A 25,522-nucleotide genomic window follows, 5' to 3' on the forward strand; every position below is an offset into this window, starting at 1 on the left:
ATCACAAATATAGCATTTATTTTAAATACAATTGTAATTTCTTGAGATTTTATCCTCTACTTCAAATACGATTGTAATTTTCCCATTCTAAATTTTCTATTGTTTTTCTGACTTTATAACTGCATATATACCAATTTATGTCTATTTTTGTCATCTCAAACCAAAGAAAATAGAAATGATGCTCTATAAACTCATCCCTCCTTCAGTAGTAACAGCAACTATCCAGTTGCCGGCTTCTAAAAGTATCAGTAATCGTGCATTAATCATCAATGCGCTGGGCAAAGGTATTTATCCTCCTGAAAACCTGTCCGATTGTGACGATACACAGGTGATGATAAAAGCTCTCACCGAAGAGAAAGAGACGATTGACATCATGGCTGCGGGCACTGCTATGCGTTTCCTTACCGCCTATTTAAGTGTGACCCCGGGGGAACGGACAATCACAGGAACAGCCCGTATGCAGCAACGCCCGATACAGATATTAGTCAATGCGCTTCGTGAGTTAGGAGCTGAAATAGAGTATACCCGCAATGAAGGATATCCTCCCCTCCGCATCAAAGGTGCAGAATTGAAAGGAAACGAAATAACACTGAAAGGAAATGTCAGTTCCCAATATATATCTGCTCTATTGATGATAGGTCCGGCACTCAAAGACGGTTTGACTTTGCATTTAAGCGGTGAGATAATTTCCCGTCCTTATATCAATCTTACATTGCAACTGATGCAGGACTTTGGAGCCAAAGCTGCATGGACTTCTCCCAGTAGCATTTCCGTTGCTCCACAACTCTATCAGAGCATTCCTTTCAAAGTGGAAAATGACTGGAGCGCAGCTTCCTATTGGTATCAGATTGCCGCCTTATCTCCCAAAGCAGAAATTGAATTATTGGGGTTGTTTCATAACAGTTATCAGGGAGATAGCCGGGGAGCAGAAGTTTTCTCACGCTTAGGTATAACTACCGAATTTACATCGCAAGGTGTGAAACTGAAAAAAACAGGCAAAGCGCCGGAAAGACTGGAAGAAGACTTTATCGACATTCCGGATTTGGCACAGACATTCGTTGTTACCTGTGCCTTGCTGAATATCCCTTTCCGTTTCACCGGATTACAAAGCCTGAAAATAAAAGAGACTGACCGTATTGCCGCTCTGCGAGCCGAGCTTAAAAAGCTGGGATATGTGATCGAGGAAGAAAATGACAGTATATTAATGTGGAATGGCGAACGATGTGAACCGGAAGAAACTCCGGTGATTGAAACCTATGAAGACCATCGGATGGCAATGGCATTTGCACCGGCAATTATCCGCCATCCCAATTTACTTATTGCCGATCCGCAAGTCGTTACCAAATCATATCCCGGATATTGGGAAGATTTGAAACAGGCCGGATTTCAGGTTATAAACGAAGGCTAATTTTCATACGCTGTGGAAGATTTCAACAAATATACTTCCCACATCAACTACTCCCCTATTGTAGATTTTGTATTGCAACAGGGGAAGCAGACCTATTATAAGAAAGGAGACTACTTTTCCCGCCAAGGAGAAGTATGCAAAACAATGGGATTCGTCAGTTCCGGTTCTTTCCGGTACTGTTGCACCAACAGTGTAGGCGAGAGCAGCATTGTAGGCTATACTTTCGATCATTCTTTTGTTGGCAACTATCCGGCTTTTCAGTTACAGGATAAATCAAATGTAGATATACAAGCCTTGTGTGACTGCTCGGTATACGTAATCAATTATCAGCAAATGGCAGACTTCTACGATACCAACGACGCTCACCAAAAGTTAGGACGTCGCATCGCAGAAACGTTATTGTGGGAAGTCTACGACCGGATGATTTCAATGTACAGCCTGACACCGGAAGAACGCTATCTTGAAATTATCAACCGTTGTCCCGACTTACTGAAACTGATAACTTTAAAAGAACTGGCTTCCTATCTTCTGATTCGTCCCGAAACATTAAGTCGTATCCGAAGAAAAGTCGTACAAAAATAAATTCTTGATTTCAATCAAGAGTTTATTTATTCTCTACCCTTACTTTTGCGGGCAAACAAAGTATATTGTATTTCATGAAAAAAATTATAATTATAGGTGCAACTTCCGGCATCGGTCGCGGATTGGCAGAAGTCTATTCTCAAGAAGATTATCTTATCGGCATTACCGGTCGCAGGGAAAATCTATTAGAAGAGGTATGCGCCCGGGACAAAGACAAACTATTCTATCAAGTGTGCGACATCACCGATACACAAGCTACCATTTCATCCCTCGAAACTCTCACTCAAAAAATGGGTGGAATGGATATATTGATTATCTGTGCCGGGACCGGAGAACTAAACCCCGAACTCTCCTACCAATTGGAAGAACCTACCTTACTAACGAACGTGATAGGATTCACCAACATCGCAGACTGGGGTTTCCGATATTTCGAACAGCAAAAAAGCGGGCATCTGGTTACTATTTCCTCTGTTGGAGGTACACGCGGCAGTGGCATCGCTCCCGCCTACAATGCGTCGAAAGCCTATCAAATCAACTATATGGAAGGATTACGACAAAAAGCAACTAAATCTCCTTATTCTATTTACACTACCGATATTCGTCCCGGATTTGTAGACACCGCTATGGCAAAAGGAGAAGGATTGTTTTGGGTTACTCCCGTTGATAAAGCTGTGAAACAAATTAAAAAGGCTATTTCTAAAAAGAAAAAAGTAGCTTTCATTTCCCAAAGATGGAGATATGTAACTATCCTGTTTCGTCTGTTGCCATCTGCTATTTATTGCCGGATGTAATGATAGATACTCCATAGCCAACACATATTTGTCTAAGTAAATCTAATAAAAAAACACCTGCCCCAACTGTTTATACAGATATTGGTATCTACCAAATTCTAGTTATGTATATAAGTCTGTACGGGAATCATATTAATGATAATAGCTAACTCACAAATAAACAGCTCTCTTACAATTGGAGGACACTTTTAGGGTTCAGTAATCAATGATGAAAAAATAAGTTCTTTCAGAACTAGGATGGTTTATAAAATTAGAATTAACGGCACAAATATATAATATATTTTAATACATAGCATGTATTTTCAAAAATAATATCAAATTCTCATTCATTTTTTCTTTTTAAGAATACCCAAAGCCGTATTTTATCTTCATATTGAAATGAAACGACTTGTTTATTTCATCATCCTTGTTATTTCATCTAACACAAACAGGTACGAAATAGATATAAAATGGGTATAAAACAAGTAGAAAAGATCGCTTAAAAGATGACTCTTTTTTTGAATTTAAGGCTTTGAATCCAACGTTTTACGCACGGAATAAGTTCTGAAAGAACTTATTAAAAGTAATTCCGGATTCTAGGAAAAACTCTAAATTCAATGCTATGTTAAAACAACTAAAGTCAGTTAGTATGTTGTTGTTCCTACTGACAATGTCAGTAGAAGCAGCTTATCCGGAAATAGGTGAAAGCACTCTAAAAGTTTCCGTTGTACAACAGGGTACTACTTGTAAGGGTGTAGTAAAAGATGCAGCAGGTGAAACCATCATCGGTGCATCCGTCGTAGCCAAAGGTACGACGAACGGTACAATCACCGGAATCAACGGTGACTTCTCTTTAAACAATGTAAAAACCGGAGATATTATTGTAGTCTCTTTTGTTGGTTATCAGACTCAAGAAATCAAATTCACAGGACAATCATTGAATATCATCCTTAAAGACAATACACAAACATTGGATGAAGTTGTTGTGGTTGCTTTTGGTACACAAAAGAAAGTGAATGTAACAGGATCTGTATCTACGGTAGGAGCAAAAGAAATTTCGGCACGTCCCGTTAACTCTACCATAGAAGCTTTGCAAGGTATGGTTCCGGGGATGAATATCTCTACTGGTGATGGTGGTGGCTCCTTAGGTTCAGACAAAAAATTCAATATTCGTGGTGTTGGAACAATTGGAGCTGGTTCAAAGGTAGAACCATTGGTGCTCATTGACGGTATGGAGGGAGACATGAACGCTATCAATCCACAGGACATTGAGAATATTTCTGTACTGAAAGATGCAGCCGCTTCCTCCATTTATGGCTCGCGGGCACCAGGTGGAGTCATCCTGATTACAACAAAGAAAGGTAAGTCGGGAAAAACGGTAGTTAACTATAATAACAACTTCCGTTTTGTATCTCCCTTGAATATGCCTGAAATGGCAGATTCATACAATTTTGCTCTGGCAGTCAATGACCAGTTAACTAATGGTGGACAGACTCCCATGTATAGCGCCACCAAACTTCAACAAATTCTGGATTTTCAAGCAGGAAAAAGCACACAATATATGTGGCCGACCGATGCGGGAAGATGGAATTCATTCGATGATCCCCAACGGCAAGACGTGATGCCTACCGGCAATACCGACTGGTTAAAAACGTTATTTGGTAATAGCTTTACCCACGAGCATTCATTGAGCGTAAATGGTGGAACGGATAAAATACAATATTATCTTTCTGCGAATTATCTGGACCAAGGAGGTCTCTTGAAGTTTGGAGATGATAACAAACAACGCTACTCCTTTACTGCAAAAATCAATGCGGACTTAACCAAATGGTTGAAAATAAGTTATAGTATGCGTTTTAACCGGACGGATTATGAAGCTCCTTCATTTGCCGGAGGCGATATCAAAAGTAATGTATTCTATTTCGATGTATGTCGCTACTGGCCTGTCATTCCGGTAGTAGACCCAAACGGATTCTATACTGTCGAATCCAAGATTTACCAATTAACAGAAGGAGGCCGATATAAATCACAAAAAGACGTGATGGCACACCAGCTTGCTTTCATCGTGGAACCCATCAAAGACTGGAAAATTAACGTAGAATTGAACTACCGTTCCAACTATAATTTCGACCATACCGATTATCAAACCGTTTATGGTTATGATGTGAGTAAAAATCCCTACATTATTGCCAATCAAACTTCCAGCGTTACAGAATATGCTTATAAGAGTAATTTCTTCAATCCGAACATCTTTACCGAATACGGCAAATCATTAGAAAGCGGGCACAACTTTAAAGTGATGCTGGGTTTTCAGAGCGAACTATTCAAACAACGTGATATTACCGCTTCCCAAGACGGTATCATGTCGGAAGTGGCTACCTTGAACACCACGCAGACAAATGCACAAAACAGAGGAGGGTACTCCGAATGGGCTACAGCCGGCTTCTTCGGACGTGTTAATTACGACTACAAAGGACGTTATCTGGCTGAAGTAAATATGAGATATGACGGCACTTCACGTTTCCTTCGAGATAACCGCTGGAATCTATTCCCATCATTCTCCTTAGGATGGAACATGGCCCGTGAAGCATTTTTTGAAGATCTGACCGATTTAATCAGCACATTCAAGATACGTGGTTCATGGGGTGAATTGGGCAACCAAAACACAGATAACTGGTATCCATTCTATCGAACTATTGATATTAACAAAGACCAATGGGGCAATTACGCACTAGGCAGTTGGCTGGTAAATGGCGTAAAACCAAATATTTCCAAAGAATCTGCGCTGGTATCTTCCTTACTGACATGGGAAAAGACGCAAACACTGGATTTAGGTTTCGACTTATCTATGCTCAACAATCGTTTGAATGTAACATTCGACTATTTCCAGCGTAAATCTAAAAACATGGTAGGCCCCGCCCCCGAACTACCCAACCTCTTAGGCATTGCCGTTCCCAAAGTAAACAACCTCGATATGACTTCCAAAGGTTGGGAAATACAGGTGAACTGGCGCGACCAGATACGCGACTTTAAGTATGGAGTTACCTTATCTTTGTCAGACAATCAAGTGGTTATTGATAAATACCCCAATCCGTCAAACACAATTTTAGATAAAGACAATAATAATACGTATTATGCAGGTGCTCACGTAGGTGATATATGGGGATTCCAAACAATCGGCATCGCAAAGACCGATCAAGAGATGAAAGATCATTTGGCCGGTATGCCCAATGGCGCACAGGATGTACTCGGTTCCGGCTGGGGAGCAGGTGACATCATGTATGCGGATTTGAACGGTGACGGCCAGATCAGCAGAGGTAACAAAACACTGGCTGATCATGGTGATTTGAAGAAAATAGGCAACAGTACACCACGCTACAACTTTGGTTTGAATCTGGATGCCGCCTGGAAAGGGTTCGACCTTAAATTATTTTTCCAAGGAACGATGAAACGTGATTATATGCCGGGGAGTGGTTCTACAATGTTCTGGGGAGCAGTAGGCTACTGGCAAACCAACTTTTTCAAACCTCATCTGGACTATTTCCGCGGAGAAGATACGACTAATCCGCTAGGAGCTAACCTGGGTGGTTATTATCCGCGTCCTCTCGAGAATGATAGAAACCGTAATCCACAGACCCGATATTTGCAAAATGCGGCTTACTGCCGTCTGAAAAACGTTACTTTAGGTTATACATTACCTAAATCTTTGACAGAGAAATTCTGCGTAAACAATCTGCGATTCTTTGTTTCAGCAGAGAATTTATTTACTATTACCAGTCTGGCCGATACGTTTGACCCCGAAACTGTTGGCATCGGCAACTGGGACGGATGTACCTATCCGCTATCCAAGACTGTATCATTCGGTTTAAGTGCAACATTTTAAATGATAAACGATTATGAAAAAACATATTAAACTTTTGACAATAGGAACATTGCTATTGGGCGGACTGACCGGTTGCAATGATTTTCTCGACAGGGAACCACTGGATAAAGTAATTCCCGAAAAATATTTTGCATCCGAAAGTGATCTGGCTGCATACACAATCAATGCTTACCCATTTGAAACAGTGACCGATGCGTATGGCATCAATTTCTTCGGCAAAGATAATGATACTGATAACCAAGCCAGTGGTGACTCACCGGCCTTCTGGATACCCGGGCAAAAGAAGGTGCCGTCAGGTGAAGGCGAATGGGACTGGAGTAAAATACGAACCTGCAACTATTTCTTTGATAATACTTTACCGAAATTCGAAGCCGGCACTATTACCGGCAATCAGGATAATGTGAAGCATTATATCGGAGAAATGTACGTGATCCGGGCATACAATTATTATAAATTACTGGTTTCTTTAGGAGATCTGCCTATTATCACTACTGCATTGCCCGACATAGAAGAGACCTTGGTGGAATCCAGCAAGCGCCAGCCGCGTAATAAGGTGGCACGCTTCATTCTGGACGATTTGCAAAAAGCAACAGAATTGTTGCTTGATAAAAGTCCCGGTGGCAAGAATCGCATCAGCAAAAACGTAGCTCACTTGCTACGTGCACGCGTTGCCCTCTTCGAAGCAACTTGGGAAAAGTATCACAAAGGAACAGCTTTTGTACCCGGTGGAAAAGGATGGCCGGGTAATCCCGCAGATGTAAGCGGTTTTAATAGTGATGCAGAAGTGGCTTATTTTCTTGATGAAGCAATGAAGTCATCAAAAGTGGTAGGCGACTATATCGTCGGAAAACTGGCAGACAATACCGATACCCCCGAAGGTATGAACGCCAGTCTGGTTTCCATCAATCCTTACTACACCATGTTCTGCGATGAAAACATGGAAGGATATGATGAAATACTGATGTGGAAACTGTTCAAGGAAGGATTGGTAACCAGCAACTTGCAAATGGAGTTGGCACGCAATGGCGGTGGTTCCGGATGGACTCGTGGCATGGTCAATTCATTCCTGATGCGCAATGGGCTTCCCATCTATGCAGCCGGTTCCGATTATAATCCCGATTGGGAGAAAGAAGGAGTAAATTCCACTTTACAGAATCGTGATTCACGCATTGTTATCTTTACCAAAAAGCCGGGTGATGCCAACACTGAAAATAAAGGTGATGTGAATTATTACGGTGATGACGGAACTCCCAGTTATTGCTCAATCCGTTTCATTTATGGCGATAAAGGAAGTTTGGCAACAACCGGATTCATCATCAAAAAAGGCAAACACTACTCCAGTCACATGGCAAATGACCATAGTGCGGGAACATCAGGTGGTATTGTTTTCCGTGCGGCAGAAGCCATGTTGATTTACATGGAAGCTTCGTATGAAAAAAATGGTAGAATCGACGGAACAGCCGACGGATATTGGAAAGCTTTACGCCGACGCGCCAAAGTGGACGAAGACTATAATAAGACAATCGCTGCAACACAGATGAGCGAAGAGGCTAAAGGCGATTTCGGTGCTTATTCTCATGGCCAATTGATAGACGCGACGTTATATAATATCCGCCGTGAACGCCGTAACGAACTTTGTGCAGAAGCTTTGCGCTGGGAAGACTTGAAACGCTGGCGTGCATGCGACCAGTTGATATCCAAACCTTACCGTGTAGAAGGTATGCTATACTGGGGAAGCAACTATGAAACGCAACTGGCAGATTTATGTAAAGTAGATCCGGCAGAAGGTAATATGTCCTCACCTGATTTAAGTAAATATATTCTTCCATACGAAAAAATCACGAAGAATAATCTGATTGCCGGGCAGAAGGGATTCCTCTTTACACCTGCTCATTATCTGAATCCGATAGGTATGGCTGTATTTCGTCAGACAGCCTCGGATAAGAATGATTTTACAAGTTCAGTCGTTTATCAGAACCCGGGATGGAAGATTGAAGGCGACACCGGCGCACAACCTGTAGAATAATAAAAAGATAAAAGAACAACTCTTTGAGCTTACAAATATATCGACCTTAATATTATATATCTGTTATCTTTTTATTTTTATAAACTTCATTGTCTCGCTTCAGATTAGGTAGAACTGCGGTCAATCTAATCCTAAGTTAGGCAATGAAGTTTTACATTCGCATGAGTTCTCGTTCAACATCCTCTGCAGATGTATAAAAAGTCTTTGTGATTTCCATAGTCACCCAACAGAGATTATCCGCAAAATTCACTACATTTGTATTTGCTTATCTATCAACCGGGCTAATCAAGTATTACAATTACTACACTATCCGATTGATAATATCTAACTTGAAACAAAGGTGTATATGAATACTGACTTTACAAACTTAACAACAGAAAATCTTTCTAATGAGCATTTATGCTGCATTATCCGCAGCAAAAAGTCTCATCCTGGTATTGAAGCAAAACGGCAATGGCTTTCCGACCGGCTGAATGAAGGCCATGTCTTTAGAAAGTTAAACGCCAAAGCTACTGTTTTTATTGAATATGCCCCTCTTGAAACAGCTTGGGTTCCCGTCATCGGCGACAACTATTATTATCTGTATTGTTTATGGGTGCTAGGTAGCCCCCGAGGAAACGGATATGGGAAAGCATTAATAGAGTACTGTATAGCTGATGCCAAAGAAAAAGGTAGATCCGGCATTTGTATGCTTGGGGCAAAAAAACAGAAGAGCTGGCTTTCCGACCAATCATTTGCAAAGAAATTTGGTTTTGAGGTGGTTGACACTACTGATAACGGATATGAATTGCTTGCTCTTTCTTTCGACGGAACAGTACCGCAATTTGCGCCAAATGCCAAAAATCTGAAAATAGAAAGTGAGGAACTGACGATTTATTATGATATGCAATGCCCCTACATCTATAAATACATTGAAATGATCAAACAATATTGTGAAACAAATGATGTCCCTGTTTCTTTTATTCAAGTAGATACGCTACAGAAAGCAAAAGAGTTACCGTGTGTTTTTAATAATTTTGCAGTATTTTATAAAGGAAGTTTTGAGACTGTGAATTTGCCACCTATCGACTATTTAAAAAGAATACTCAAAAAATAAGAAATACAATCCTGACTTTTCCCATTAATTATCAGGATTGTATTTTATCTGCTTCATTAAAAAGACTTCTCATTTGCCATCTTCCACATATTGAGAAAAGAGGCTTTAGTGATTTCTACGACCTTATCCCAATTCAATCGGTCAGCATGATCGGAAGGCTGGTGATAATCAGGATGCCCGTCCGTATGATACCAGATGATCGGAATACCTACTTTGGCAAACGAACCATTATCACTTCCTCCTATCGGATTTTCCCAGGCGCGGTAATCCGGTTCCAATTGCAAACCGTATTTTCTGATATCCTCTTTCAACCAATCCTCAAAGACCGGATGGGCGGCTGTATAAAAATAAACGACCTGTTTAGGCTGTTGAGGTTTGTTATTACGGCCAATCATGTCAAAGTTCAGATAGCCTTTGATTTGAGATAGGAAAGGACAAGTTTGTACAAAATATTTAGAGCCAAGCAGTCCTTTTTCTTCTCCATCCCAAAAAGCAAAGATTACATTTCTTTCGGGTTGCTGTCCACTGGCTAAAAAGGCTCTTGCTATTTGCAGCACTGCCGATACACCGGAAGCATTATCGTCAGCACCATTGTATATTTGGTCGCCATCGAGTGCAGGATCAATACCTAAATGGTCGAAATGCGCCCCCACAATCACATATTCTTTGGTATTTTTACCAGGAATCATTCCCAATACATTCCTCATGGAAAGCTTCTGATGAACTTCCTGTTTCAGTTTAACTATGGAATCAGGATGCACTTCCAGACGTCCTTTTTTCTGACGTTCTTTACGGTAAGCATCAAAAGGCTGGAAATAGCTGTCAGCCAAAGGTGATACTCCCATCCATTGTAATAAAGAAGCAATATACTCCGAGGTCACACGTGAACCATGAAAACCTGCCTCACGGCCTTGCAATTCATCACTAGCCAAAAAGTTGATAGTAGCTTCGGCAGAGGAACGGTTGATACTCTGCAACCCTTTTTCTACGTTAGTTTGGGCAGATAACAACAATGAAAAATTACACAAAAAAGAGAGAAGCAGAATGTTTTTCTTCATGATCTATATAAGATTTAAGAAACAATCGTCCATACTTTACTTATTTTCAACTATCCAGTTTTTATCATTCAAGATATTTCTATTACAATCATCTGCTCCCGGATTATCATTAAAAGAAATCCGATATTGCCGGGGAGGAGTCGGATAATAAATAGCAGGTTCCAGCACTTGCCCCAAGGAATCAAACAGTGTATTCAAGGCATCCTCATCCAATTGATTCGAGTGGCAATAAAGATGTTCTAACAGACTTCCTTGCGGTACCATTAAACGAGTTAGCTGATTATGTTCACAACGCAATTCACTAATATTAGAGTTATCGGACAGATCAAGTTCGGTCAATTTGTTGTATGAGCAACTTAATTCCCTTAAAGAAGGGCAACATTTCAATATATCAGTAATTGATTGGAAAGCACATCCTTGTATCAATATCGCAGAAATTGAAGTCTTCTCGTTCAATTCCAGATGTGACAATACTTCATTAGAACTCAAATCAATATCGCGCAATGCCGGCAAGCTTTTAAGGGAAAGGGAAGAAAAACCATTATAAGAACAATATAAACTTTCCGCTTCCGGATGACTACCAAACTCTATTGAAGTCAATTTGGGATTAGAATAAACTTGTATAGATCGCAATCGGAAACAATCCTCAATCTCCAAATGCTCCAAATCAGTGAAACTACCGATATTAATACTTTCCACATTAGGACAGAAGGTATTCAAGTCCAATTCGCGAGTATCAGAAATGCTATTCAAAGCCAGTGATTTCATTCGCGGCATATTTCCCAAATAAAGATGACTCAAAGGAAGAAGCAAACCACTTATATCGATAAGCTACAGCTCTTCAGCCCAAATCCTCACTTCATATAACCCTTTATTTCCATATCTATATACCACTCCGCCACTCATTGAAGAAGGATCTTCTATTTTCTGTATACGACCGTTTCCCCAATCTATCACCATTCGTCCCCCACTTGCTACAATGTCCAACTGCCGCCAGTCTCCTACAACATTCACTGTAAAGCGAATCGTGTTTTCATCTGTCAATGCCGGAAATTCAAAATCATCTCCAAACACTCTGTTATCCGTATCTTTACAGGCAGCAAGGGTAGTGAATAAGATAACCACCCACATACTCCGAACGAATAATATACTCTGTCTTTTCATCTTATATTTGAGTTAGTAACATACAAAAGTACGAAAGAAATAGATAGCATACACGATAGAATACAAATTTATAAGTAACTTTGCACAAAATTGATTGGTAACTGTTATATTGTCATGTGGATACTTATTATAAGTCTGGTGTTGCTGGGTGTCATTGCGCTGATAGCCGGAATTATCCGCAACAAAAGACTGCAAAAGAAAATAGAAAAGGGCGAACTGGACCGTATGCCGGAAGTGAAGGAAGTAGATGTGGAATGCTGCGGACAACACGAAGTATGCGAACGGGATAGCCTGCTGGCAGCTGTCAGCAAAAAGATAGAATATTACGATGACGAAGAACTGGACCAGTTCATTGGCAAGGCAGGAGATGCGTATACAGAAGAAGAAACAGAAATGTTTCGGGATGTATTGTATACGACACTGGATGTAGAAGTGGCCGGATGGGTACGTAGCCTTCAGCTCCGTGGCATTGAACTACCGGATGATCTCAAAGACGAAGTTTTTCTGATTATCGGAGAAAGAAGAAACATAGAAGTAAAAAAGGCAGATGACAGGTGATGTGATGGATTTACTACAATATACATTCTTTCAACACGCCCTATTGGGAAGTCTGCTGGCAAGCATTGCCTGTGGGATTATCGGTACATATATTGTAACCCGCCGCCTGGTATTTATCAGCGGAGGAATCACTCATGCTTCTTTCGGAGGGATCGGGTTAGGATTGTTTGCCGGAATTTCTCCGATACTCTCGGCAGCCGTATTCTCGGTATTATCGGCTTTTGGTGTCGAGTGGCTTAGCAGACGGAAAGATATGCGCGAAGATTCTGCCATTGCAGTATTCTGGACGTTAGGGATGGCACTCGGAATTATGTTCAGCTTCCTGTCGCCGGGATTTGCGCCTGACTTATCAGCTTACCTCTTCGGCAATATCCTGACTATCAACCAAATTGACTTATGGATGCTCGGCATATTGGCACTGATACTGACCGGATTCTTTTATCTGTTTATCCGCCCTATCGTATATATTGCTTTTGACCGTGAGTTTGCACGTTCGCAAAAGATTCCGGTAGAGATATTCGAATATGTGTTGATGATGTTCATTGCGCTGACAATTGTAGCCTGCCTGCGTATGGTAGGCATCGTACTGGCCATTTCTCTTCTCACCATTCCACAGATGACAGCCAACTTGTTCACTTATAGTTTCAAGAAGATTATCTGGTTATCAATTGGCATCGGTTTCTTGGGCTGCCTGGGTGGATTATTTATTTCTTATCACTGGAAAGTCCCTTCGGGAGCTTCCATCATATTCTTCTCTATCCTGATTTACGCTGTTTGTAAAATCGGAAAGAGTTGTTGCAGGAAAAAGTCATAATAATAGATAGTATATGGAAATCAAAATTCAATCACTGGAAAGTATCCATGAAGCAGCCCGTGAATTTATCGCTGCTATGGGCGACAACACTGTATTTGCTTTATACGGAAAGATGGGTGCCGGCAAAACGACATTTGTCAAAGCACTCTGCGAAGAATTGGGCGTAACGGATGTTATCACTTCTCCTACTTTTGCTATTGTCAACGAATACCGTTCGGACGAAACCGGAGAGTTAATCTATCACTTCGATTTTTACCGCATCAAGAAACTAAGCGAAGTGTATGACATGGGCTACGAAGACTATTTCTACAGTGGCGCTCTCTGCTTTATCGAATGGCCGGAACTGGTAGAAGAATTACTTCCGGGAAATGCCGTAAAAGTAACGATTGAAGAACTGGAAGACGGAAATAGAGTAATCAAACTATGACCGGACAATATATCGTACAAGGAATCTTTGCGCTAGCAGGAATCGTCTCCCTGTTGGCGTCATTGCTGAACTGGGACTGGTTCTTTACAACGCGCAACGCACAAACCATTGTCCGGAATGTAGGACGCAACCGGGCAAGGCTCTTCTATGGAATACTGGGAATTATCATCATTGGAATGGCTGTATTCTTCTTTGTGGAAACACGGAAAGCCATAGGAGGATAATATGTTTTTAAGAGAATCCTTTTGTTTTCTTCCCATTTTTTACTATTTTTGTATGAAAGGAGGATAGAAAAGTGAAAACAACCAATGAATATCTTACAAAAATTCGCCAATTCAAACAACAGTTTGCCGAGAAATATGGAATTATTTCTATTGGTATTTTTGGTTCTGTTGCCCGTGGAGAGCAACATGAAGAGAGTGATTTGGATGTTTTTGTTGAACTAAAGGATCCGGACCCTTTTATTATGTTTGATATTAAAGAAGAACTGGAACGTATATGTAACTGCAAAATAGACCTCCTTCGTTTGCGTAAAAACCTCCGTTCACTTATTTCCCAAAGAATAGCAAGAGATGGAATATACGCTTAAAGAAGAAATCCAAGACAAGTTTCTCCAAATATCAGAATCAATATCTATCATTGAAGAAAGGTGTAAGAACATTCAGAACGTAGATGATTTTTTGTTATCACCTTGGGGAATGACCATCTTAGACGCATGCATCATGCGAATCCAAGTAATAGGAGAAACGATTAAGGCTGTTGACGACAAAACACAAAAGAACTTTCTTAAAGATTATCCCCAAATTCCATGGGCAAAGGTTATTGGATTAAGAAATATCATTTCTCATGAATATGCTAACATTGACTACGAGATTATCTGGGTAGTCATACAAAAACATCTTCCTCCTTTAAAAGAGACAGTTGAACAAATTATAAAAGACTTATCATAGTAGTTGTCGTGACTTCATCTCCAGATACTTATTAATCACATCAATCGAAAGATTCTCCGGTGTAGTTAATAAAGAATAGATTCCATGTTGTTTCAAAGTAGATACAATCAGCCGCTTCTCGTAAGCGAACTTTTCTGCAATCACGTGACGATAGTAGCTTTCCGTATCTTTTGCCGGTTGGGCGATATATTCCTTCAAATCGACATCTTCAAAAAAGACTACGAGCAAACGGTGTTGGCGGTTTAGTTGTTTCAGGTAAGATAATTGACGGTTCATTCCTCCTATGCTCGAGAAGTTAGTATATAGTACCAGCAGGCTACGCTTACTGACATGTTTGTTCAAATGAACGCAAAGAGCCGAGAAGTCCGTCTCCCCGAAAGTGGTCTGCTGGCTATAAAGACTTTCCAGCAATGTCTGCATATATCCCGGTTGCTTGGAAGCAGGCACGAAAGTATCGAAGTGTTCATCGAAAGTCACTAATCCGGCTTTATCTTCTTTCCGCATGGCAACATACGAAAGCACCAGCGAAGCATTAATTGCATAATCCAGCAAGGTCATTCCACGGAAAGCTTGCTGCATCACTCTACCTTTATCGATCACATTATAAATCTGCTGTGAACGTTCGTCTTGGTACACATTCACCATAAGTTCATGCCGGCGGGCACTTGCTTTCCAGTTAATCGTACGGTAATCATCCCCCTTTACATACTCTTTAATCTGCTCAAACTCCGTATGATGCCCAACCCGGCGAATACGTTTTATTCCCAATTCTGTCAGATTATCACTTATTGCCAGCAATTCATATTGATGGAGCATCAGATATGACGGGTACACTTTGATATCCAAAGGTTCTGCACAAGTATAGCGCCGGGATATAAAGCCGATTTTTCCGGTCACAAAAACTCTGATATGACCGAAAGAGTAAACGCCACGATGAGTAGGTCGAAGACGATAGGTAACTGTTTTTCCCTCGTTTGCTCCAAGCTTCACCTGAAAGTCGACATCACGTTTCTGAAAGATAAAAGGGATCTCATCTATGATTTCTAAAGATACAGGATGCGGATAACTACTTTCTACTCGAATACTTACTTCATTTTCGTCGCCATTAGAGAAACGGTCGGCACACTGACGGAAAGCACGGATTCCACGAATACGATAAAGAGAATATACGTCTGCCAGTACCACCAAAAGCAAGACAAAGAGTGCCCACTGCCCGATAACAAAGAACGGAGCAAAAACATATCCGCTACCCAACAACAGGATAACCAGGACAAGGGCAATATAGAAACGACGAGTTAGAAACAAATGATTTATGAATTATAATTTATGATTTATAATTTCTTCAACTTACAATTTACAATTTACGTACAGTTTATAATTTACGATTTATGATTTCTTCGATTTATGTTATGAATAGGGTCAGACATCCAACGCGCAGCCCAAATCATAAATCAGAATTCATAAATCATAAATCTTTTCATTTCGGGACTTCCACTTTATCAATTAAGCGTTGTGTCACTTTCACCGGTGAATAGCCTTCCATTTCAGCTTCCGCAGTCAGGATCAGACGGTGCTGAAGTACATAAGGAGCTACAAACTTGATATCTTCCGGTGTCACAAAATCACGTCCCTGCAAAAGAGCATACGCTTTCGACGATTGCAGCATGGCTACAGATGCACGTGGAGAAGCTCCCAAATATACAGCTTTACTGGTACGGGTCTGCTGCACAATCAATGCGATATATTGGAGCAACGTGCGGTCTACAAATACCTGATTCATAAAAGCACGGAGCGACAACAGTTCTTCTTTGGTAATAGCGGGAGTAATGTCGTCCAACTTCACCAATGCGGCATTGGTATGATGACGTTCCAAGATATTCACTTCCTCTTCCAATGAAGGATAATCCATCGTTATCTTCATCAGAAAACGGTCGAGTTGTGCTTCGGGAAGTTTGTATGTTCCCTCCTGCTCTACCGGATTCTGGGTAGCCAAAATCGTATAAAGATCTCCCATCCGGTGAGTCGTTCCATCAATACTGATCTGGCGCTCTCCCATTACCTCAAACAAGGCAGCCTGTGTCTTGGCAGGAGCACGGTTGATTTCATCGACCAATACAATATCCGCAAAAATCGGTCCCTGATGAAAATCAAAACCATTCGTTTTCATATTAAACACAGTCGTACCTAATACGTCACTCGGCATTAAATCCGGAGTGAACTGAACACGACTGAAGTCTGCATCAATCAGACGAGCTGTCAGACGGGCCAACAGTGTCTTCGCAACTCCCGGAACACCTTCTATCAATACGTGTCCATTCGCCAAAATTGCCGTCAGTACCAAATCCACTGTCTGCTCCTGCCCTACTATGACGGAAGCAATCCGGTCTTTCAACTCTTGTATCTTCTCGGAAAAGAGAGTTAAATCTACTCGCTGTTCTGTATTCTCTTCCATAAATTTCTTCTTTAGATATGATTGATTATTTCATTCATTTTATCGATATATACCTTCATCTGCTCCGCATCAATAACACGTCCTCCGTAAATCACGGGTCTGACTTCGCGGATAAATTTAGCAATCTCTCCGGCATCCATTCCGGTTTTTCGGGCAATCCGGTGGAAAGAGCGTTCATCGTCGGCCACTTCTTCAATATCCACTTGAATCTCTCTCCGCAGTTCTTCGGCTAAATAGGAAAACTTCTTGCGAACTAAATCCGCATGGTCTTTCTTCTGAAAGTAAAGCGTACCTATCAGTTCGGTAAATTCAAGAGATTTATTGGCCGGCTCGTGAATAACAGGGATCACCCGTTGCCGCCTCTTCGCTGTGAATATCATAAAGAGCAGGATGGTAATCATCGTCAGATACAAAGCCGAACGAAGCGGTTCATGTGCAAGAAAATAACGGAAAGGTGATTGCTGCACCTGTGCAGTTTCTTTCATGTACCCCTCCATGCGAACGATAGGAAGCTTCCCCATCTGCGACAACAAACGGAAGATATAGGTTGCATTTTTGCCGTCCAACATTCCGTAATTGGTAAAAATCAAAGGAGTGGAAACTAAAATAACTTCTCCTTTCCCCCACCGACGGGACATCGCTACAGGCATATAAACAAGACTATCCGTTGTCAACGAGTCCACCTCTGTTTCATACCGGAACTCATTCGACTCAAAAACTCTTTGCGCCAACACCCTTTCCGGAAGTGAATCTCCCCAAAAATAAGAGGAGCACAACTGGGGATAAAAATAGAAAGTCTGACGGGGATAAACCGTCGAATCTCCTATCCAATGCAAGCTATCTTTTTTCAAAAATGAAGTTGCATATTTCTTCAAAGCCATCGGACTGAAGTAAGAATAGTAAGACCTGAACTGCAAGGTATCTTCCAAATATCTGCCGAACAAGGTACTCACCAACATGATCTTATCTCCGCGTTCCGCCATTTTCAACAGAGCGTTTACATCGACGTCCGACAATCGCAAATTATCAGAGATAACCAATATACCTTTGCGTTGCGTCGTATCTTCCTGCTCCAATTGATAGAGACTCTTCCTCGAAAAAGTGTACCCCTGTGGCAAAGAAGAAGACAACACACTATCGAACACTGCACATCCGAAAGGTTGCTCGTCATGATGTCCGAAAGTGGGCTTCCACACAAAATTCTTCGGCAAATGATATTCTATTGCAAACATGATGAATAGAAAAGCGACAATAAAGACAATGAACCAGCGACTTCCTTTCATGAAACGCCTCCTTTCCCTATTTCTTCCTGCAAGGCCTGCATTACCCGGAAGAGTTCTTCCGTTGCCTCAAAGTTGCCATAACGTACCCGCAGGAAATGATTGGTCAGTTGCCTGAAAGCCGGTAGCCGGACTTCATTGATATACTGGGTAGGCGTTTTATAAAGTTGCCAGTCAATACGTTCAGCGTCACTAAGTTGTTTCAAAGTTTGCAGATAGAGCAAACGTACTGCTTCCCGGTAATTCTGACGGGAAAGCGCTTCCGCAATCCCTCCCGGAAAATCTACTCCGTAAATGGTGTCTTCTTCAACTGTATAAGGCAACGCATTTTTATGCGAGACCATAAACAATTCCGGACGTTTCCGATAGACGAACCAAACAATCAGCAACAAAAGAAGGATGGCAATACATACCAGGATAAGCCCTGAATACTCTTCAGCAAAACGACTGCCGAATATCTTACGCATCAATTCCCCAAACTGTCTGCTGATCCACTCAAAGATATTCATCTCCGGAGTAATCAGTTCACGGTTATAGTTGTATGCCGGATCAGACTGCCAGAGGGCAATCTGCGCCGTATCACAGACTAATGTATCAGCCGGGGAAGTGAGATTCATTTAGTTGAGGTCTGTTTTAGAGTTTGTCAAAATTATCAATATCACTTTCTACCGTTATGCTGTCTACCACTTCCGATGCATGACCGTACTGATAAACCAGACCGACAATACTAAATATAGCCGACAAGTAAGAACCATACAACATTAGGATAGAGAACAAATATTGTGCGAAGTTCAGTCCGACCGATGAAGAGGTTGCACCTCCGTCACTCATAGTAAAGATCATTTTCACAATATAGATTACATACCATGGTATAGAAACAATTGTCTGCAATACGCTGGCAATGAGTCCCATTACAATTAATATCAGAAAAATTCCACCCCAGGTTGCGAATCCCAACCGGAATGTCTTTGCAAATGCCTCGCTCAACGAAATGTCTTCAAATAAGTAGATGGGAGACATTAATACCAAAGGTATCATAAATGCGAATAAAAGCGGAATGGTCAGAATGAGTGTGAAAGGTGTTAACACAGCCAATAGAACAACAAGGATCACCGCAAAGAGGAACAAGAAGCCACAAGCAATCCCCATCAGAAACAGCCTCTTGACATTACGGAGCAGCAACGGTTTTATATCGCCAAATACAATTCCGTTCAGGCGTTCTTCCCGTTCATTGTACAATCGCACCATCGCATAAATCAGGGAAGTCAACAGCAAACCTCCCAAGCATAAGAAGAAGATTACTCCCGCATAATTCAATGCAAATGAGGGTCCCAGGGCAGCTAACGGATTCTCACCTATTCCTCCTGAAGTCTGCATGGCACTAAGATCTGTCATACTTCCCATTAAACCACTAAAGTTAGCAGCCTGAATTAAGCATATAGGGAGTATCAGATAAGTTGAATACTTAAACAATTGTTTCCAATTCTCTTTTATAAAATCAAAAGAAGCGTTCAACTTCTCACCGAAAGGACGTTTCACATACATCGCAATCTTAGGTTTCTGTGATTCCATGTTTTTTTCTATTTGGTAAATAAATATAGTAGAATATAATAAATGCCAGAGAAGTGAGTATCACACCGAGCCTCAACATATCGGGAAGTTCTGTGTGACGGGTAATAAAACCTTCTATAAAGCCTGCCATAATAAATACCGGAACAGTGCCGATCACTATTTTCAAGCCTCGCTTCGCTCCTCTTCTGAAAGATTCCAATCGTGAATACGTGCCGGGAAACAACCAACCGTTGCCTAAAGCTAATCCGGCGGCGCCGGCCACGATGATCGCCCAAATCTCAAGCGTCCCGTGTAGCCAGATAGCAAGACTGGACTCCCATAACAAATCGTGCTGATAAAAGAATGTTTGAAAAGCTCCCACCATGATGCCATTGGAAAGAAGCATATATCCTGTACCGAAACTGGTCAGCAATCCCATGGCAAAACAGTTGAAAGATACCATCACGTTATTAAGCGTAATGCCTAGAAACATCGGTACTTCAGAAGAGCCGTTATACACGGCCATCGGCTCACCATTGGCTATATTGTCGAGTGTCATATCTACATAACCGTTTCCTAATATCAGCCGGACAAAATCCGGATCATTCGCTGCTGATAATACACCGATTAATGCACTGGCTACAAAAATCAGAAAGGAAGTCAGTAATTCGCGGCGTGCATCGTGCATGGTTCGTGCCACTTCCTGTGTCCAAAAGGTTATAATGCGTGTCCACTTCTCTCGTTTATTCCGATAAATCTCGTTATGTAACGCTGAAGCCAGATTATTCAAATAAATAGTAATACGGGAAGTCGGGAAATGTGTTTGAGCAAATGCCAGGTCAGCTGTCAAGTCCGTATATGCATCGGCCAGTTGATCGGGAGACAGACTTGCCGCCTGCTCCACAACCTTCTCTGTCTCCTTCCATTTTTCAATGTTCCGACGAATAAACGTTACTTCTTTCATGCTTTTCAATAGATTTCGGATAAGTTTTGTCCGAAACCGGAAGCAAAAATAAGAGAATTATGATATATTTGCAACGGAATCCTAAAAATGTTTAACCTGAAATGGCAGAATCTACGATAATAACCGGACAATTCGTTCGTATCAGCCAAACGCCCGCCAGTATCGGCGAACGACTGATGGCTTTAATCATCGATTATTTTCTGATCGGGCTTTACATCTTGTCTACTATTACACTCTTGTCTAAATTAAGTATACCGTCAGGATTCAGTTTATTCTTTTTTCTGTGCATCGTTTATTTGCCTATTCTCGGTTATTCTTTTCTTTGCGAGATGTTCAATCACGGACAGAGTTTTGGAAAGAAACTCATCAATATCCGTGTTGTAAAAGTGGACGGTTCCACTCCCAGCATAGGATCTTATCTGTTACGATGGATTCTTTTCCCAATTGATGGTCCTATCACAAGCGGTCTGGGACTTCTGGTCATTTTATTGAATAAAAATAATCAACGGCTAGGAGATCTTGCTGCCGGTACGATGGTGATTAAAGAGAAAAACTACCGTAAGATTCATGTTAGCTTGGATGAATTCGATTATCTTACCCAGAATTATCATCCGGTATATCCACAATCGGCTGATTTATCACTCGAACAAGTGAATGTAATTACCCGAACACTGGAATCCAGCGAGAAAGACCGGGCAAGACGTGTCACGGCACTTGCTAAGAAAGTACAGGAATTGCTTTCCGTTACTCCTCGTGACGGTAATCAGGAAAAATTTCTTCAGACTGTACTTCGCGATTATCAGTATTATGCATTGGAGGAAATATAACCAGAATACGCTGTTTCAGGCTATTCAGGCAAGGGATTATTCTCACCATAGTGAGAATTAATTCTCATTGCAATGAGTATTTTTTCTCATCGCAGTGAGAACTTTTTCTCATAGGCATAAGAATGTTTGAGAAAAAACACCGCACAAAAAAGGGGTATACTCACAGAGCACACCCCTTATCTTAATTTTATCTGCAATGAGACCGGACGTCGTTTAGTCCACTTGTCCCAGAGAGTTTCCGTATTCCATCTCTCCCTGAACCACAAAGAGGACTTCTTCAGGATCATATTCTCCTACTTCATCCTTTTTGGCTTCTTTTACAATGTAAGCCACAACCTCTTCCAAATCGATGTTGACATAACCATCTTCATCGGGTTGAGCGTCGAGAATGCCACTTTCAGAGTAGTACTCGTCGATTAAATCGAGAAAATAATACAATTCGTCGTCCGAGAACTTTTCCTTCAGTTCTTGAGGCAGATAGTTTTTGATAAACTCGATGGTCTTTTCATCATCGGCATCTGCTAATAAAAAATCTTCTTCCAGTCCCATGATAATTTAAGTATTAAGTGATAGATATTAAGTAGGCTGCTTATAACAGTTTCTTTACTTTCTCTACAAATACAGGTTTGCCGACAGCGCCTACTTGCTTGTCTACAATCTCACCATTCTTGAAAAACAATACGGTAGGGATATTACGGATACCATATTCAGCAGGCAAATCGCTATTTTCATCCACATCACACTTGCCGATGATTACCTGTCCTTCAAACTCTGCCGCCAATTCTTCAATAATAGGAGCTACCATTTTGCAAGGGCCACACCAAGGAGCCCAAAAATCTACCACAACCGGTTTTCCTTCTGCAAGGATCTCCTTATAGTTGCTGTCTGTAATTTCTAAAGCCATTTTCTTTAAGTATTAATGATTAAATATTATCTCGTTAGCTTATTCTCGCTACAAATATAGAAAATTAAATCCAATTGATTATACCTATTTATTGTTTTATAGTATTATCAAATCACTTTATACAAAAGCTACTCGTCGGTTACTCTCCTTTTTATTTTTTTTCCTTTTTAGAAGAAGCACGCAACTTAATCTCAGCATCCAACACTATCGAACGATTTGGAGACAACGGCTCCTTAATCTTCTCAATAATCAATTCAGCCACCACCTTACCCATTTGTTGTAAAGGAGGCTCAACCGTAGTTAATTGTGGATAAACAATTGTAGATAACACCGTACCAGAAAAACTAGCAATAGCAATCTCCTCCGGAATCTTCTTACCTAAATCCCGCAGTCTATTCATTGCACCAATAGCCAATGTGTCTGTGAAAGCAAAAATTGCATCAAAGGAAATTCCCTTTTCTATTAACATATCTGCCGCATTTGCTCCATCCTTGAAAGTCAACCCCGCCTTTAACATCCTATCTTTATTAAACGGAATGTTAAATTTAGCCAATGCGTCTTTATATCCTCTCGCCCTCTCTACTGAATTATACACATCATCAGGTCCCTGTAAATGAACAATATGCCTATAACCTTCCCGGATCAAATGCTCAACCAAAAAAAAAGCCTTTATATAATCGTCTACAATAACCTGGGAAACATTCATTCCATACGGTATACGATCATAAAAAACCATGGGCATTTCCGCCTGCTGCAGACGTATATACTGATCCAAATTCTCCTTATAACTACAAAGACAGATAATAATTCCATCTACCATAAACCTTTCCATTGTTTGCAGATTCTCTCTTTCCTTATTTGGATCTTCATCTGATTCTGCAATAATAACCTTTATCCCATTAGCATAAAGTACACTTTGTATACCGCTTATCACTTGTGAAGCAAACGGAGTGAGCATTTCCGGAACGATAACCCCAACAGTATTCGTATGTCCATATTTCAAATTGGTAGCTACCGGATTAGGCTTATACCCTAACATTTTTGCTGTTTCCAGCACCCTTTCCTTAGTCTCTTGACGGATGTTCTTATCATTTATCAACGCACGAGATACTGTTGAAACAGACAAAGACAAATGTCGGGCTATATCTTTAATGGTAATGTGCTTCATAGCTACTTTTGTATTTTAACTTAGGGCAAAAATATGCATTTACAATGACAAATCCTAATCATTGGGAACGTTTGCAGATTTTGGGAACGTTCCCGCAATCGTTTGCAGGTAAAACGTCCTCAAAAAACAGCTTTTTATTATTCACCAAACTTATCTTTGCTTCATTAACAATAATATAGAATTAAAAAATAAAGAAAACATGAAAACACAAGTACTTTCTTACAATTACAACCGCGAACATATCAAACCAGGTATCTTACATATTGGTGTCGGTAACTTCCATCGTGCACATGAAGAATTTTATACTAATTTATTATTAGAAGATCCTACCCAACAGGATTGGGGTATTTGCGGTGCTATGCTATTGCCTGGAGATGAGCGCTTGTACAGAATACTAGAAAAGCAAAAAAAGGAATATACACTAACTATTTGCGGACGAGATGGTAAAGACCAAACTTATCAGATAGGCTCATTAATCGAGTTGATTTGGGGAATCGAGAATCCAGCAGCCATTATTAATAAAATTGCCGATAAAAATATCCATATCATTACACTAACTATCACCGAAGGCGGATATAATATAGCGAAAGCTACCAATGAATTTATGCTGGATAATGAAAATATCAAATATGACTTAGCACACCCACAAAGCCCGAAAACGACCTTTGGCTTTGTAGCCGAAGGATTACGGAAAAGAAAAGCTGTCGGGAATGGACCTATCACAATTTTATCTTGTGACAACTTACAACATAATGGTAACACCGCACGCAAAGCATTTCTCTCCTTTTTCCAAGCCCAAGATCCAGAACTAGCAGAATGGGCAACAGTAAATATCACTTTCCCTAACAGTATGGTAGACCGTATAACCCCCTCGACCCAACCTGAAGACATTATCCGGCTGAACACCCAAAATGGAACTCAAGACGGAGCACCTGTATATTGCGAAGACTTCATCCAATGGGTAGTGGAGGATAAATTTATCGCCGGTCGTCCTGCATGGGAAAAGGTCGGCGTAGAATTTACGCAGGATGTGACTACCTATGAAAATATGAAACTCAGCCTACTGAATGCCTCTCATACCTTACTTTCATATCCTGCTTTCCTGAGCGGATATCGTAAAGTAGACGTCGCCATATCCGATGAACGAATTAAAAAGTTCGTACGTGGCTTCATGGATATTGATATTACTCCGTATGTTCCTGCACCGGGAAACATGGATCTGGATTTGTACAAACAAACTTTAATAGAACGTTTCGGTAATCATACCGTTAGCGACCAAGTAGCGCGTTTATGTTTTGACGGTGCATCCAAATTTCCCGTATATATCATGCCAAATCTGATCCAGATGATCCGTGACCGTGCAAATCTTACTCGCCAAGCGTATCTTTTTGCTGCTTATCGTCATTACTTGAAATATAAGACTGATGATAACGGAACTAAATTTGAGATTGCAGAGCCATGGCTGACAGCAACAGATGACATCCTTATAGCCAGTAATTCCCCAATAGATTTCCTCTCACTATCACCTTTCCAAAGTACAGAACTGAAAGCTGCCGACGAATTTGTTGAATTATATCTGCAAATGGTGAATGCAATCAAAGAAAAAGGAACAATGTCAACACTGGAAAGTATATTATAAC

At 40.9% G+C, this 25,522-nt stretch carries 26 protein-coding genes; 14 read left to right on the forward strand and 12 right to left on the reverse strand.

Annotation, left to right across the window (positions count from 1 at the left end; translation table 11 throughout):
• Nucleotides 1-178: 178 nt before the first annotated feature.
• The 6 genes from aroA to Bovatus_RS11015 all read left to right on the forward strand — a co-directional run bounded on the left by aroA (nucleotide 179) and on the right by Bovatus_RS11015 (nucleotide 9,765).
• On the forward strand, nucleotides 179-1,408 hold the full coding sequence (gene aroA / locus Bovatus_RS10990) for a 3-phosphoshikimate 1-carboxyvinyltransferase (RefSeq protein WP_052587955.1): 1,230 nt from the start codon (nucleotides 179-181) through the stop codon (nucleotides 1,406-1,408).
• 12 nt (nucleotides 1,409-1,420) lie between these two features.
• Nucleotides 1,421-1,990, forward strand: a complete 570-nt coding sequence (locus Bovatus_RS10995; RefSeq protein WP_004299287.1) for a Crp/Fnr family transcriptional regulator — start codon at nucleotides 1,421-1,423, stop codon at nucleotides 1,988-1,990.
• 74 nt (nucleotides 1,991-2,064) lie between these two features.
• The gene (locus tag Bovatus_RS11000) at nucleotides 2,065-2,781 is read left to right on the forward strand and encodes an SDR family NAD(P)-dependent oxidoreductase (protein ID WP_004299285.1); all 717 of its coding nucleotides are present in this window, start codon (nucleotides 2,065-2,067) and stop codon (nucleotides 2,779-2,781) included.
• 628 nt (nucleotides 2,782-3,409) lie between these two features.
• Nucleotides 3,410-6,643, forward strand: a complete 3,234-nt coding sequence (locus Bovatus_RS11005) for a SusC/RagA family TonB-linked outer membrane protein (protein WP_042994438.1) — start codon at nucleotides 3,410-3,412, stop codon at nucleotides 6,641-6,643.
• Nucleotides 6,644-6,656: 13 nt separating this feature from the next.
• Complete coding sequence (locus Bovatus_RS11010; RefSeq protein WP_004299281.1) at nucleotides 6,657-8,669, forward strand: RagB/SusD family nutrient uptake outer membrane protein; 2,013 nt, start codon at nucleotides 6,657-6,659, stop codon at nucleotides 8,667-8,669.
• Between the two features lie 346 nt (nucleotides 8,670-9,015).
• Nucleotides 9,016-9,765 carry an N-acetyltransferase gene (locus Bovatus_RS11015; RefSeq protein WP_004299279.1) on the forward strand — a complete coding sequence of 250 codons (750 nt, stop codon included), beginning with the start codon at nucleotides 9,016-9,018 and terminating at the stop codon, nucleotides 9,763-9,765.
• Nucleotides 9,766-9,821: 56 nt separating this feature from the next.
• Here Bovatus_RS11015 and Bovatus_RS11020 read toward each other — a convergent pair whose 3' ends face one another.
• The 3 genes from Bovatus_RS11020 to Bovatus_RS25660 all read right to left on the reverse strand — a co-directional run bounded on the left by Bovatus_RS11020 (nucleotide 9,822) and on the right by Bovatus_RS25660 (nucleotide 11,987).
• Nucleotides 9,822-10,823 (reverse strand): M28 family metallopeptidase, encoded by a 1,002-nt coding sequence (locus tag Bovatus_RS11020; RefSeq protein WP_004299277.1) that lies wholly within the window; start codon nucleotides 10,821-10,823, stop codon nucleotides 9,822-9,824.
• A gap of 36 nt (nucleotides 10,824-10,859) precedes the next feature.
• Entirely contained in the window at nucleotides 10,860-11,591 is a 732-nt protein-coding gene (locus Bovatus_RS25655) for a leucine-rich repeat domain-containing protein (RefSeq protein ID WP_223225854.1), read from the reverse strand.
• A 63-nt stretch (nucleotides 11,592-11,654) separates the two neighbouring features.
• Nucleotides 11,655-11,987: a hypothetical protein gene (locus Bovatus_RS25660; protein ID WP_004299273.1), complete on the reverse strand. Its 333-nt coding sequence runs from the start codon at nucleotides 11,985-11,987 to the stop codon at nucleotides 11,655-11,657.
• A gap of 114 nt (nucleotides 11,988-12,101) precedes the next feature.
• On the opposite strand from Bovatus_RS25660, the gene Bovatus_RS11030 reads away from it, so the two are divergent.
• The 6 genes from Bovatus_RS11030 (at nucleotide 12,102) to Bovatus_RS11055 (ending at nucleotide 14,736) form a co-directional block, all read left to right on the forward strand.
• Nucleotides 12,102-12,545: a hypothetical protein gene (locus Bovatus_RS11030; protein WP_004299271.1), complete on the forward strand. Its 444-nt coding sequence runs from the start codon at nucleotides 12,102-12,104 to the stop codon at nucleotides 12,543-12,545.
• A 4-nt stretch (nucleotides 12,546-12,549) separates the two neighbouring features.
• Nucleotides 12,550-13,359, forward strand: a complete 810-nt coding sequence (locus Bovatus_RS11035) for a metal ABC transporter permease (protein WP_004307944.1) — start codon at nucleotides 12,550-12,552, stop codon at nucleotides 13,357-13,359.
• A gap of 13 nt (nucleotides 13,360-13,372) precedes the next feature.
• Nucleotides 13,373-13,786 carry a tRNA (adenosine(37)-N6)-threonylcarbamoyltransferase complex ATPase subunit type 1 TsaE gene (gene tsaE, locus Bovatus_RS11040; protein WP_004299267.1) on the forward strand — a complete coding sequence of 138 codons (414 nt, stop codon included), beginning with the start codon at nucleotides 13,373-13,375 and terminating at the stop codon, nucleotides 13,784-13,786.
• The gene (locus tag Bovatus_RS11045) at nucleotides 13,783-14,010 is read left to right on the forward strand and encodes an immunity 17 family protein (protein ID WP_004299265.1); all 228 of its coding nucleotides are present in this window, start codon (nucleotides 13,783-13,785) and stop codon (nucleotides 14,008-14,010) included. The genes tsaE and Bovatus_RS11045 overlap by 4 nt, the downstream gene beginning before the upstream one ends.
• Before the next feature lie 71 nt (nucleotides 14,011-14,081).
• Nucleotides 14,082-14,375, forward strand: coding sequence for a nucleotidyltransferase family protein (locus Bovatus_RS11050; RefSeq protein WP_004299263.1), 294 nt, complete (start codon nucleotides 14,082-14,084; stop codon nucleotides 14,373-14,375).
• Entirely contained in the window at nucleotides 14,359-14,736 is a 378-nt protein-coding gene (locus tag Bovatus_RS11055; RefSeq protein WP_004299262.1) for a HepT-like ribonuclease domain-containing protein, read from the forward strand. Before Bovatus_RS11050 ends, Bovatus_RS11055 begins: the two co-directional genes overlap by 17 nt.
• Here the strand turns inward: Bovatus_RS11055 and Bovatus_RS11060 are convergent.
• From Bovatus_RS11060 to Bovatus_RS11085, 6 genes are all read right to left on the reverse strand, one after another.
• Nucleotides 14,731-16,041, reverse strand: a complete 1,311-nt coding sequence (locus Bovatus_RS11060; RefSeq protein ID WP_004299260.1) for a DUF58 domain-containing protein — start codon at nucleotides 16,039-16,041, stop codon at nucleotides 14,731-14,733. The genes Bovatus_RS11055 and Bovatus_RS11060 overlap by 6 nt on opposite strands.
• Nucleotides 16,042-16,213: 172 nt before the next feature.
• A complete protein-coding gene (locus Bovatus_RS11065; RefSeq protein ID WP_004299258.1) occupies nucleotides 16,214-17,188 on the reverse strand; it encodes an AAA family ATPase in 975 nt (324 codons plus the stop codon).
• Nucleotides 17,189-17,199: 11 nt separating this feature from the next.
• Nucleotides 17,200-18,471, reverse strand: coding sequence for a DUF4350 domain-containing protein (locus tag Bovatus_RS11070; RefSeq protein WP_004299257.1), 1,272 nt, complete (start codon nucleotides 18,469-18,471; stop codon nucleotides 17,200-17,202).
• A complete protein-coding gene (locus Bovatus_RS11075; protein WP_004299255.1) occupies nucleotides 18,468-19,085 on the reverse strand; it encodes a DUF4129 domain-containing protein in 618 nt (205 codons plus the stop codon). The genes Bovatus_RS11070 and Bovatus_RS11075 overlap by 4 nt, the downstream gene beginning before the upstream one ends.
• A gap of 16 nt (nucleotides 19,086-19,101) precedes the next feature.
• Nucleotides 19,102-20,040 carry a hypothetical protein gene (locus tag Bovatus_RS11080; protein WP_004299254.1) on the reverse strand — a complete coding sequence of 313 codons (939 nt, stop codon included), beginning with the start codon at nucleotides 20,038-20,040 and terminating at the stop codon, nucleotides 19,102-19,104.
• Entirely contained in the window at nucleotides 20,021-20,983 is a 963-nt protein-coding gene (locus tag Bovatus_RS11085) for a stage II sporulation protein M (RefSeq protein WP_004299252.1), read from the reverse strand. The genes Bovatus_RS11080 and Bovatus_RS11085 overlap by 20 nt, the downstream gene beginning before the upstream one ends.
• Nucleotides 20,984-21,084: 101 nt before the next feature.
• Here Bovatus_RS11085 and Bovatus_RS11090 point away from each other — a divergent pair, with 101 nt between their 5' ends.
• Complete coding sequence (locus Bovatus_RS11090) at nucleotides 21,085-21,810, forward strand: RDD family protein (protein WP_004299251.1); 726 nt, start codon at nucleotides 21,085-21,087, stop codon at nucleotides 21,808-21,810.
• Nucleotides 21,811-22,023: 213 nt separating this feature from the next.
• Here the strand turns inward: Bovatus_RS11090 and Bovatus_RS11095 are convergent, their stop codons facing one another.
• The 3 genes from Bovatus_RS11095 to Bovatus_RS11105 all read right to left on the reverse strand — a co-directional run bounded on the left by Bovatus_RS11095 (nucleotide 22,024) and on the right by Bovatus_RS11105 (nucleotide 23,882).
• Nucleotides 22,024-22,359: a hypothetical protein gene (locus Bovatus_RS11095; protein ID WP_004299249.1), complete on the reverse strand. Its 336-nt coding sequence runs from the start codon at nucleotides 22,357-22,359 to the stop codon at nucleotides 22,024-22,026.
• Nucleotides 22,360-22,399: 40 nt separating this feature from the next.
• Nucleotides 22,400-22,714, reverse strand: coding sequence for a thioredoxin (gene trxA, locus Bovatus_RS11100; protein ID WP_004299247.1), 315 nt, complete (start codon nucleotides 22,712-22,714; stop codon nucleotides 22,400-22,402).
• Nucleotides 22,715-22,865: 151 nt separating this feature from the next.
• The gene (locus tag Bovatus_RS11105) at nucleotides 22,866-23,882 is read right to left on the reverse strand and encodes a LacI family DNA-binding transcriptional regulator (RefSeq protein ID WP_004299245.1); all 1,017 of its coding nucleotides are present in this window, start codon (nucleotides 23,880-23,882) and stop codon (nucleotides 22,866-22,868) included.
• Between the two features lie 199 nt (nucleotides 23,883-24,081).
• On the opposite strand from Bovatus_RS11105, the gene Bovatus_RS11110 reads away from it, so the two are divergent.
• Complete coding sequence (locus Bovatus_RS11110) at nucleotides 24,082-25,521, forward strand: mannitol dehydrogenase family protein (RefSeq protein ID WP_004299241.1); 1,440 nt, start codon at nucleotides 24,082-24,084, stop codon at nucleotides 25,519-25,521.
• Nucleotide 25,522: the final 1 nt, after the last annotated feature.

Source organism: Bacteroides ovatus (genome assembly GCF_001314995.1).
GTDB classification, from domain to species: domain Bacteria; phylum Bacteroidota; class Bacteroidia; order Bacteroidales; family Bacteroidaceae; genus Bacteroides; species Bacteroides ovatus.

Coding starts and splice junctions, on each gene's coding strand:
- Bovatus_RS11045 (WP_004299265.1), top strand. CDS start 13,783: ATGACCGGACAATATATCGTACAAGGAATCTTTGCGCTAGCAGGAATC.
- Bovatus_RS11085 (WP_004299252.1), bottom strand. CDS start 20,983: ATGAAAGAAGTAACGTTTATTCGTCGGAACATTGAAAAATGGAAGGAG.
- Bovatus_RS11000 (WP_004299285.1), top strand. CDS start 2,065: ATGAAAAAAATTATAATTATAGGTGCAACTTCCGGCATCGGTCGCGGA.
- Bovatus_RS11090 (WP_004299251.1), top strand. CDS start 21,085: ATGGCAGAATCTACGATAATAACCGGACAATTCGTTCGTATCAGCCAA.
- Bovatus_RS25655 (WP_223225854.1), bottom strand. CDS start 11,591: ATGAAATCACTGGCTTTGAATAGCATTTCTGATACTCGCGAATTGGAC.
- Bovatus_RS11105 (WP_004299245.1), bottom strand. CDS start 23,882: ATGAAGCACATTACCATTAAAGATATAGCCCGACATTTGTCTTTGTCT.
- trxA (WP_004299247.1), bottom strand. CDS start 22,714: ATGGCTTTAGAAATTACAGACAGCAACTATAAGGAGATCCTTGCAGAA.
- tsaE (WP_004299267.1), top strand. CDS start 13,373: ATGGAAATCAAAATTCAATCACTGGAAAGTATCCATGAAGCAGCCCGT.
- Bovatus_RS11070 (WP_004299257.1), bottom strand. CDS start 18,471: ATGAAAGGAAGTCGCTGGTTCATTGTCTTTATTGTCGCTTTTCTATTC.
- Bovatus_RS11035 (WP_004307944.1), top strand. CDS start 12,550: ATGGATTTACTACAATATACATTCTTTCAACACGCCCTATTGGGAAGT.
- Bovatus_RS11095 (WP_004299249.1), bottom strand. CDS start 22,359: ATGGGACTGGAAGAAGATTTTTTATTAGCAGATGCCGATGATGAAAAG.
- Bovatus_RS11030 (WP_004299271.1), top strand. CDS start 12,102: ATGTGGATACTTATTATAAGTCTGGTGTTGCTGGGTGTCATTGCGCTG.
- Bovatus_RS11010 (WP_004299281.1), top strand. CDS start 6,657: ATGAAAAAACATATTAAACTTTTGACAATAGGAACATTGCTATTGGGC.
- Bovatus_RS11005 (WP_042994438.1), top strand. CDS start 3,410: ATGTTGTTGTTCCTACTGACAATGTCAGTAGAAGCAGCTTATCCGGAA.
- aroA (WP_052587955.1), top strand. CDS start 179: ATGCTCTATAAACTCATCCCTCCTTCAGTAGTAACAGCAACTATCCAG.
- Bovatus_RS11080 (WP_004299254.1), bottom strand. CDS start 20,040: ATGGAATCACAGAAACCTAAGATTGCGATGTATGTGAAACGTCCTTTC.
- Bovatus_RS11020 (WP_004299277.1), bottom strand. CDS start 10,823: ATGAAGAAAAACATTCTGCTTCTCTCTTTTTTGTGTAATTTTTCATTG.
- Bovatus_RS11110 (WP_004299241.1), top strand. CDS start 24,082: ATGAAAACACAAGTACTTTCTTACAATTACAACCGCGAACATATCAAA.
- Bovatus_RS25660 (WP_004299273.1), bottom strand. CDS start 11,987: ATGAAAAGACAGAGTATATTATTCGTTCGGAGTATGTGGGTGGTTATC.
- Bovatus_RS11065 (WP_004299258.1), bottom strand. CDS start 17,188: ATGGAAGAGAATACAGAACAGCGAGTAGATTTAACTCTCTTTTCCGAG.
- Bovatus_RS11015 (WP_004299279.1), top strand. CDS start 9,016: ATGAATACTGACTTTACAAACTTAACAACAGAAAATCTTTCTAATGAG.
- Bovatus_RS11075 (WP_004299255.1), bottom strand. CDS start 19,085: ATGAATCTCACTTCCCCGGCTGATACATTAGTCTGTGATACGGCGCAG.
- Bovatus_RS11055 (WP_004299262.1), top strand. CDS start 14,359: ATGGAATATACGCTTAAAGAAGAAATCCAAGACAAGTTTCTCCAAATA.